9 protein-coding genes are annotated in these 9,384 nt (G+C 67.2%); all 9 read right to left on the minus strand.

Features of this window, described 5'->3' with window-relative positions; genetic code table 11:
• Nucleotides 1-78 precede the first annotated feature (78 nt).
• On the minus strand, nt 79-969 hold the full coding sequence (gene truB / locus ACLFRB_RS07685; protein ID WP_411068430.1) for a tRNA pseudouridine(55) synthase TruB: 891 nt from the start codon (nt 967-969) through the stop codon (nt 79-81).
• Nucleotides 970-1,017: 48 nt separating this feature from the next.
• Complete coding sequence (locus tag ACLFRB_RS07690) at nt 1,018-2,001, minus strand: DHH family phosphoesterase (RefSeq protein ID WP_411068431.1); 984 nt, start codon at nt 1,999-2,001, stop codon at nt 1,018-1,020.
• The gene (rbfA, locus tag ACLFRB_RS07695; protein WP_411068432.1) at nt 1,991-2,365 is read right to left on the minus strand and encodes a 30S ribosome-binding factor RbfA; all 375 of its coding nucleotides are present in this window, start codon (nt 2,363-2,365) and stop codon (nt 1,991-1,993) included. Before rbfA ends, ACLFRB_RS07690 begins: the two co-directional genes overlap by 11 nt.
• A 95-nt stretch (nt 2,366-2,460) precedes the next feature.
• Complete coding sequence (gene infB, locus ACLFRB_RS07700) at nt 2,461-5,001, minus strand: translation initiation factor IF-2 (protein ID WP_411068433.1); 2,541 nt, start codon at nt 4,999-5,001, stop codon at nt 2,461-2,463.
• Nucleotides 4,988-5,578 carry a DUF448 domain-containing protein gene (locus ACLFRB_RS07705; RefSeq protein WP_411068434.1) on the minus strand — a complete coding sequence of 197 codons (591 nt, stop codon included), beginning with the start codon at nt 5,576-5,578 and terminating at the stop codon, nt 4,988-4,990. The genes infB and ACLFRB_RS07705 overlap by 14 nt, the downstream gene beginning before the upstream one ends.
• 9 nt (nt 5,579-5,587) lie before the next feature.
• Nucleotides 5,588-7,099 carry a transcription termination factor NusA gene (nusA, locus tag ACLFRB_RS07710; protein ID WP_411068435.1) on the minus strand — a complete coding sequence of 504 codons (1,512 nt, stop codon included), beginning with the start codon at nt 7,097-7,099 and terminating at the stop codon, nt 5,588-5,590.
• Nucleotides 7,100-7,143: 44 nt separating this feature from the next.
• On the minus strand, nt 7,144-7,602 hold the full coding sequence (rimP, locus tag ACLFRB_RS07715; RefSeq protein WP_411068436.1) for a ribosome maturation factor RimP: 459 nt from the start codon (nt 7,600-7,602) through the stop codon (nt 7,144-7,146).
• A 139-nt stretch (nt 7,603-7,741) separates the two neighbouring features.
• A complete protein-coding gene (locus tag ACLFRB_RS07720; RefSeq protein ID WP_411068437.1) occupies nt 7,742-8,530 on the minus strand; it encodes an amidohydrolase family protein in 789 nt (262 codons plus the stop codon).
• 158 nt (nt 8,531-8,688) lie between these two features.
• On the minus strand, nt 8,689-9,279 hold the full coding sequence (locus tag ACLFRB_RS07725; protein WP_411068438.1) for a hypothetical protein: 591 nt from the start codon (nt 9,277-9,279) through the stop codon (nt 8,689-8,691).
• Nucleotides 9,280-9,384 lie beyond the last annotated feature (105 nt).

The following is a 9,384-nucleotide window of genomic DNA, read 5'->3' on the forward strand; positions in this document are numbered from 1 at the left end:
GGCCCCGGCAACGGGCACCGGGGCAAGAAGGCCCAATTCTAGCCTTCCCGGCCCCGCCGGAGCAAGGAAAAGCCCGCTTCAGGACAGGTGGAACAGGCGCTTGGGCGCCACCCGGCCGTCCGCAAGGGTGGCGCCAACCCCCAGAAACCGCCCGGAGTCGTCGTAGAGGCGCAGGAACTGCCCTTCCGGGGCCTTGGGAACCATCACCGGCTGCCCCTGGAGCAGGTAGTAGGCGGCGGTCTCCCCCAGCTCCACGGCGGGGAAGTCGGTCAGGGCCGCGTCCACCGGCAGGATCCGGGCCCGGCGCTCCTCGTCCCCTTCCGCCTCCAGGGTCTCCAGGGAGACGGCGTCCTCCACGCGGAAGGGCCCGGAAGCGGTCCGGCGCAGCTCCGAAAGGTAGGCGAAGCAGCCCAGGGCCCGGCCGATGTCCGTGGCCAGGGTGCGGATGTAGGTGCCCTTGGAGCAGTGAATGTCCAGCTCCAGGCGGTCCCCGGAGAAGGACAGCAGGGTCAGCTCGTGGATGGCCACGTTCCGGGATTCGGGCTTCTCCACCTCCTCGCCACGGCGCGCCTTCTTGTAGAGGGGCTCGCCGCCCTGCTTGATGGCGGAATAGATGGAAGGTACCTGCTCGATCTCGCCGGTGAACCGCTCCAGAACCTCCCGCACCTGCTCCTCGGTAAGGTCCACGGGGGCGGTCTCCACCACCTCGCCCTCGGCGTCGCCGGTGGCGGTCTCCTGGCCCAGCTGGAGCACGGTCCAATAGCGCTTGTCCGCCTCCAGGAGGAACTTGGAGACCTTGGTCCCCTCGCCGAAGCACAAAGGCAAAAGCCCGGTGGCCATGGGATCCAGGCTGCCGGTATGGCCGGCCTTGCGGGCCCTGAGGAGCTTCTTGGCTTTCTGCAGCGCGGCGTTGGAGGACAGTCCCCGGGGCTTGTCCAGCAGCAGGATCCCGTTGACGGCTTCGCTCATAAGACGGTTTTCATCCTGATGGGAGTTGACTGATGCGGCGGAGGGCGCCTAACCGGCCCGGTTGAGCTCTTCCTGGATGGCCGCCACCAGGCGGTCCCGCGCCTGCTCCAGGGGGAGATCCAGCCGGCATCCCGCGGCCCGGGCGTGCCCGCCCCCGCCGAATTGCTCGGCCACGCGCGAGACGTCCACCTGTTTTTTGGAGCGCAGGCTCGCCTTGTAGCCGTCCTCCTCGAGGGTGGGGCGCAGCAGCACCGCCACCTCCACGCCCGCCACCGAGCGCGGCAGCTCCACCAGGCCCTCGGCATCGTCCGGGCTGGCCTCCGCCCGCTCGTAGGCGCCGGCGTCCAGAGGGATGATGCCGATGCGGCCATCGCCGTGGAACTCCGTGAGGCGCAGAGCCTCACCCATCATGCGCAGCCGGGAGGGCGGATTGTTCTCGTGCAGGGCGTGGTGCACGGTGTACGGCACGGCCCCCGCCCGCACCAGCTCCGTGGCCGCCTCGAAGGTAGCAACATCCGTGTTGCTGTAGCGGAAAAAGCCGGTGTCGGTGGCAATGGCCGTGTACAGGCACAGGGCAGCATCGGCACCGATGGGGGCCCCCACCTCCTCGAGTAGCTGGAAGGCCAGCAGCCCCGTGGCCGAGGCCTCGGGGACCACCACGTTGAGATCGCCGTAGCGCTCGTTGGACTGATGGTGATCGAGGTTGATCACCGTACCGAAGCGGCCGCGATCGCCGGGGGCGTCGCCCAGGCGCTCCCAGTCCCCGCAGTCCAGGGTCAGGAGCACGTCCCAGTGGGTATCGTCCCCGGGTCCGGTGCGCACGAAGTCGTCCGCCGGCAGGAAGGACAGGTAGGCGGGCACGGGGTCCGCCATGCCCAAAAGCGCCTGCTTGCCCATGCCGGCGAGGCCCCGCGCCAGGCCCAGCCCAGAGCCGATGCCGTCGCCGTCAGGGCTAACATGGGTGGAAAGCAGCACGCTTTCGGCCTGGGCGACGCGGGCCGCCGCCTCGGCCAGGGTCACCTCATTCGCCATCGGATCCCCCATCGTGGAGCGAGCGGAGCAGTCGGTTCATGCGGTCGCCCTGCTCCAGGGAGTCGTCGTACGCAAAGTACAGGTGCGGGATGGCGCGCAGGGAGAGCCGCCGCCCCAGCTGGTGCTGCAGGTAGCCAGCGGCCCGCTCCAGGCTCTCCTGCACCTCCTCGCGGTGGGCATCGGCTTCCGTGCCGGGCATGCAGGAGTAGTGGACCCGGGCGGACTTCAGGTCCGGTGCCACATCCACCTTGAGGATGCTGACCCAGGCCAGGCGCTCGTCACGCAGATCGTTCTGCACCAGGGGGCCCAGCTCCTGCTGGATGAGCTCGCCCACGCGCCGGGTTCGAGAGGTTTCTTGACTCAACGCTCCATCCTTCGACCGCCTCCCCCGCCTGTCGGAGGGGCGGACCAGTGCCGTGTGGTGTCCACCGCAGGCCGGATCGCCGCCGGTCCGGTTCCTCAGTCGAGCGTCCGGGCCGTCTCGCGGGACTCGTAGCACTCCAGGACATCGCCCTCCTTGAGGTCGTTGAAGTCCTTGATGCCCATGCCACATTCGTAGCCCTCGCGCACCTCCTTGACGTCGTCCTTGAAGCGCTTGAGGGAGTCGAGCTGACCGTCGTAGATCACCACATTGTCCCGCAGAACCCGCACCTTGGCGTTGCGGGTCACGTGCCCTTCGATGACCTGACAGCCGGCCACCGTGCCCATCTTGGGCACCCGGAACAGGTCGCGCACCTCGGCCCGGCCGGTGACCTCCTCGGTGACCTCCGGCTCCAGCAGGCCCTCCAGGGCGGCCTTCACCTGGTCCACGGCCTCGTAGATGACGCTGAAGTAGCGCACATCGACGCCGTTCTGCTCGATCAGGCGCCGGGCGGAGGCCTCGGCCCGCACGTTGAAGCCGATGATGATGGCGTCGGAGGCCAGCGCGAGGTTCACGTCGGATTCGTTGATGCCGCCCACCTGGGCGTGGATCACCTTGACCCGGACCTCGTCAGTGGAGAGCTTCTCCAGGGATTCGCGCAGGGCCTCCACGGACCCCTGCACGTCGGCCTTGAGCAGGATCGGCAGCTCGGCCACCTCGCCCTGCTGCATCTGCTCGAACATGCCCTCGAGCTTGGCCCGCTTGTTGGCGGCGATCTGCTGCTCCTTGGCGCGCTGATGCCGCATCTCGGAGATCTCGCGCGCCTTGCGCTCCTCCGTCACCACCTGGGCGTCGTCGCCGGCTTCGGGCACCCCGGAGAGACCGAGCACTTCCACGGGCATGGACGGCCCGGCGGACTCCACGTTCTCGCCGTATTCGTTCACCAGCGCCCGCACGCGGCCGTACTCCGGGCCGGCGAGGAGCACATCCCCCTGTTGGAGCAGACCTTCCCGCACAAGGATGGTGGCCACCGGACCGCGGCCGCGGTCCAACTTGGACTCGATAACGATGCCCTGGGCCGGCCCTTCGGCCACCGCCTGCAGCTCCAGCATCTCCGACTGCAGGCCCACCATCTCCAGCAGGTGGTCAATGTTGTCGCCGTTCTTGGCGGAGACGTTGACGTATACCGTCTCGCCGCCCCAGTCCTCGGGGATCAGGTCGTGCTGGGAGAGCTCCTGCTTGACCTTTTCCGGCTCGGCCTCGGGCAGGTCGCACTTGTTCACCGCCACCACGATGGGGACCCCCGCGGCCTTGGCGTGGTCGATGGCCTCCATGGTCTGCGGCTTGATGCCGTCATCGGCGGCCACCACCAGGATCACCAGGTCGGTGACCTGGGCGCCGCGGGCACGCATGGCCGTGAAGGCCTCGTGGCCCGGGGTGTCCAGGAAGACCAGGGTGCCGTTGTCCGTGTCCACGTGGTAGGCGCCGATGTGCTGGGTGATGCCGCCGGCCTCGCCCGCGGCCACCTTGGCCCGGCGGATGTAGTCCAGCAGGGAGGTCTTGCCGTGGTCCACGTGGCCCATGACGGTGACCACCGGGGGCCGCGGCCGGGCCTCGCCCTGGGGCTTCTCGGCGGCCAGGGCCTCCTCCTCCAGGGCCTCCTCGGAGACGTGCTTGACCTTGTGGCCCAGCTCCTCCACCACCAGCGTGGCGGTGTCCGAGTCCAGGGTGTCGTTCTTGGTCACCATCACGCCCATCTTGAAGAGCTGCTTGATGAGCTCCGCCGATTTCATGGCCAGCCGGTTGGAGAGCTCGTCCACGGAGATGGTGTCGGGGATGGCCACCTCGCGGACCTGCGGCTCGGGCCGCTCGAAGCCGCGACGGTCCTCGCGCTTGCGGCTCTCGCGCTTGGCGCGCTTCTCGCGCTTCTTGCGCTGCTTCTTGGACTCGAGCCCCTCTTCGGCTTCCTCCTTGGGGTGGCCCTCCTCCTCGTAGGCCTCCTTGCGGCCCTTCTTGCCCTTGCCCTTCTCCGGGGCGGGGGCCTCCTGAGGCGCGGGCTGCTCCGCGGCGGGCTCCGCCGGCTGGGCAGGGGCTTCCTCGGCGGGGGCCGCCGGGCCCTGCTCCACCGGTGCGGCCTCTTCCTCTTCCGCCGGGGCCTCCTCGGTCTCGGCGGCCTCGGCCTCTTCGGGATGTTCGGGTTCGGCGGGGGCCTCCTGCTCCTCGGGGCCACCCGCCGGACCGGCGGACACCCCTTCCATCTCCAGCTCGGCGGCCTCGGCCTCCACGGTCTCGGGCTCACGCTCCTCGTCGCCCAGCTCCTCCTCGCGGCGGCGCTTCACGAAGGTGCGCTTCTTGCGGACCTCCACCTCGACCGTGCGGGAGCGCCCGTGGGAGAAGCTCTGCTTGACCTTTCGGCTGGAGCGCCGCTTCAGGGTGATCTTGCTGGGGGCCGGCTCTTCCTCCTCCTCAGCACCGCCGTGGCTCTTGCGCAGGTAGGCGAGCAGCTGCCGCTTGTCCTCGTCGTTGACGAACTGATCAGCGGAGTGCTTGTCCACTCCGGCGGCCCGTAACTGCTCGAGGAGCTTTTCGTCGGACGTCCCCATCTCGCGGGCGAATGTAGATACCTTAACCTTGCCCATCACCATTCTCCTCTCTCAGCCGATTCCAGCGCACCGCCAGAGCCTGAATCTTTTCCGCCATGGGGGGGTGGGTGACGGCGACCACCCCCACCTCCGCCGGCCCCAGGACGCGTCCCAGCTCCGCCTTGTCGGGACCCCGGTATACGCATCTCCCGTCGGCCCGGCTGCTCATGTCGGTCAGTAATCGTTGGGCCGCGTCCGCGGCCACCAGTATCCAGTCCACCCGCCCTGCATCCAGGGCTTCCGTCACGCGCTCGCCCCCCCAGACCACGGCCCCCATCCGATGGGCATGGCCCAGCTGTTCGTTCAGGAGGCGGCCCAGACCTTCCAGGGCCTGAGCGCGCAGATCGTCGGCGGAGAAGGACGGCGCCCCGCAGCCGAGGGCCCGGCCGATCCCCTTGGGCCGGAGCCCCTTCCGCAGGCATTCCATGCGGGGGCACAGATAGGCCCCGCGGCCGGGCAGCTTTTCCCGCAGGTCCAGCGTCGGGACCCCATCGGGCCCGCACACGAAGCGCAGCAGCTCATCCTTCGGATGCGTCTGCCGACAGGCGCAGCATTGGCGCTCCGGTCTCGCCATGCGGTCCGTTCAGCCCTCCGTCTGGCCGGAAGCCTGCTCGCCCCCTTCGAACCAAGGGCGGCGCGCGGCCATGATCAGGTCATGGGCCTGCTGTTCGGTAATGCCTTCGATGTCGAGGAGCTCATCCACCGCCGAATCGGCCAGGTCCTCCTGGGATTTCACCCCGCCGCTCACCAGGCGCCGGGCGGTGGCCTCGTCCATGCCCTCCACCTCCATGAGGGAGGGATCCATCTCGGATTCGAGACGCTCCTCCTCGGCGATGGCCTTGTTCAGGAGGGCATCGCGCGCCCGGGTGCGCAGCTCCTGGGCGATCTCCTCGTCGAACTCCTCGACGGAGGCGAGCTCCGACAGGGGCACGTAGGCGATCTCCTCGAGACTGCTGAAGCCCTCCTCGGCAAGGATCCCGGCCACCTCCTCGTCGGCCTCCAGCTCCTCCATGAAGAGCTTCTGGTAGACCTCGAATTCCTTGTTCCGCTTCTCGCGCTCTTCCTCTTCCGTGAGGATGTCGATCTCCCAGCCGGTGAGCTGGCTGGCGAGGCGCACGTTCTGCCCCCCGCGGCCGATGGCCAGGGAAAGCTGGTCCTCGTTCACCACCACGTCGATGGTGTGCAGCTCCTCGTCCACCACCACCCGGCTGATCTCCGCCGGGGAAAGGGCGTTGCAGACGAAGGTGGCCGGGTCGCTGGTGTACTGGATGATGTCCACCCGTTCGCCGGCCAGCTCGTCCACCACCTTCTGCACCCGCGAGCCACGCAGGCCCACGCAGGCGCCGACCGGGTCGATGCGGTCGTCGGAGGTGGAGACGGCGATCTTGGCCCGCGATCCGGGATCCCGGGCGGCCCCGCGGATCTGGATGATGCCCTCGGCGATCTCCGGCACCTCCAGCTCGAACAGCCGCACAATCAGCTGCGGGTGGGTGCGGGAAAGGAACACCTGCGGCCCCGACTGGGTCCGCCGCACGTCGTAGAGATAGGCCCGCACGCGGTCGCCGGCGCGCAGGTTCTCGCGGGGGATCTGCTCGTTGCGGGGCAGGATGGCCTCGGTCCGATTGAGGTCAATGATGGCGTTGCCGCGCTCCATGCGCTTGATGACCCCGGTGATCAGCTCTCCGACCCGGTCCTCGTATTCCTCCACCACCATGTCCCGCTCGGCCTCGCGGACCTTCTGCAGGATCACCTGCTTGGCGGTCTGGGCCGCGATGCGCCCGAACTCGATGGGAGGCAGTTCCTCCTCGACGGTGCCACCCACCTCCACCTCCGGGTCGCGCTCTCGGGCCTCGGACAGGTGCATTTCCTGCTCCGGCTCCTCGAGCTCCGCATCGTCAGGGACAACCGTCCAGTACCGGATGCTCCGGAAATCCCCGGTATCCTTGTCGATCTCCACCCGGATGGCCTTGTCCTGGCCGTATTTCTTCTTGGACACAGTGGTAAGGGCCGCCTCCATGGCCTGGAAGATGATGTCCTTGTCGACACCCTTCTGCCGGGCAACCGAATCAACCACCATCAGGATTTCGCTACTCATAGGCGGAGCATCCTCTCAATCCTGCCGAATCTGGTGTTACTGGCCTACAGATCCGCCACTAGGTGTGCCTTGGCGACCTGCTCCCGGGGAATGGCGGCCCGCCCCTCCGGGGTCTCCACGATCACCTGCTCTTCCTCCAGACCAACCAGGGTGCCGGTAAAGCTCCGCTGCCCATTGATCGGCCCGAAGGTCTTGACCTTGACCTGCTCGCCGGCGAACCGCCGGTAATCGTCCGGCTTACGGAGAGGCCGGTCCACACCGGGCGACGAGATCTCGAGGCTGTACTCCCCCGGAATGGGGTCCTCCGCGTCCAGGACCTCCTCCACCGCCTCGCTCACCGCGGCGCAATCATCCAGGGTGACGCCGGAGGGCGCATCGATGAACAGCCGCAGCACCCGGTTTCCCCCGCCACCGACCAGCTCGAGCTCCACCAGCTCGTAGCCCATGGCGTGGACCGTAGGCTCCAGCATATCGATGAGCCCATCCCGTCCGATTGCCGACATTTCCCGCCTCGGTCTTCTGAAATAAAAAAAAGCGGGTGCGCGACCCACTTTTCGGGAATGGCCGAACTCCATGGAACCCCGAATTCTATCATTAGATCCAGGGATTCCCAACCCTCGGGCAATGAGACCCTGGCTGCCCCTATAGGTTCCCGTCCTCCTGGAGGGCGTGGGCGTAGAAGTCCAGTGCATTCGTCAGCCGAATCTTGCGCGCCAGCTCCGGGGGCAGCTGGGCCAGCCAGGCCCGGTGGTAGTCGAGGAACTGGCCAACCCGCTCCCACCCGGAATCGGCCTGATCCCACCGCATGCTCGATCCCGGCGGCCAAACCGGGTCCGAGCCGGTCATGAAACGGTCGGGAAAGCGCTTGAACAGGCGCACCCACGCTTCATCCAGCTCCCCGTCCTCTGCGGCGAAGCGGCCGTACCGCCAGGGGTCCCGCGCCGAGAGCTCCGTCCACACGTTCGGGCAGCTCTCCATGAGCTCTCCCACCTCCTCCGGGCCGAGGCGGGAGCCGGCATGGGCCCACTGGAAGCGGACCTCTGGGTTGGCCTCGCAGACGGGACGGAAATACTCGGGGTCGGAGGATTCGGCATGGATCAGGACCGGGACGTCGAACTCCCGGGCGAGATCCAGCAGACCCTGGAAAACCGGACTGTCCCAGGGGGGGCCCACGCTGGCCACGAAATGGACCTCGCCGATGCCGTGGAAGCGTCCGGAAGCCAGGGCTTCCCGGGTGCGGGCAACCACTTCGGAGTCCCGAAACCAGTCCATCCGGCCCCGATGGTGAATATAGGGACTGAAAAGGGCAATCACGGGAAAATCAGCCGCCTCCTGGAGCTCCCGGGCCCGGGGCGCGGGCACCCCGGAGACCACCCCCAAAGCCACATTGTTCGCGGCCAGGCTTTCCGCCGCCTCCCTGGGGGAGGTCACCTCCTCATGGTCCCAATTGTAGTGCAGGTGTACATCGGCAAAGGGCGCACTATCCACGGCGGAGAACGACGTGGCGGGAGCGAAGGCCCCAACACTGAAAAGGGCTGGAAGAATCCAGGGCAGAACGTAAGGGAGCTTTGGCATGCCTTACCCCAAAATCAAAACAGCTGGAGGGGAGTTACACGCTGGTAATCTTCGCCCGGTTCGAACCGAAACAGGTTCTTCTCCTGCGGTCCGACCTGGATATCGCGGAGCTCCTCGATTTGGCCATTTTCGGCCCGATCCTTAATGACTGTGTTCAGATCCGTATCGAACCACTGCGTTACCTCGCCGAATTCGGGGTGCGTGCATTCCCATTTTTGGGTGTCACGGCCATCCACCTGTCCGGAACCGATGCGCTCGGATTCGGGAAACCCCTGGCAGGGCTCATGGGCAAGAAGGCCGCCGAGGCGCTCCCCCCGCTCCTGGCTGGCGTCGACCGCAAACACTTGTTCACTCTCCACCACCAAATACCGTTGGGATTCATCGGCGGGGGAAACCATGGTCACCCCGCGCGGGGGGATCCCTTCGATCCGTTTTCCGTCGGGGGATAGGTAGACCTGGAGCTCCTGAGCCCTATCCTTATTCCCTTCCTCATATTTCAGGGATTGGGCAGAAAACCCCGGGGCGTCACCCAGATCCTCCCCAGCCCAAGCAACGCCGCAGAGGGCAATTCCGCTCAACAGCAACAGCTGTGTTCTCATGGCCATTGGCCTACCTCCTTTTCCCAAGCGTACCAATCCTTTCGGCGCACCCCATAAAAAAAGCCCCCGGGGGTACCGGGGGCTCGTAGCAAATGCCTGGCGGTGACCTAC

It is taken from the genome of Thiohalorhabdus sp. (genome assembly GCF_046545655.1).
In the GTDB taxonomy this organism is placed as follows: Bacteria; Pseudomonadota; Gammaproteobacteria; order Thiohalorhabdales; family Thiohalorhabdaceae; genus Thiohalorhabdus.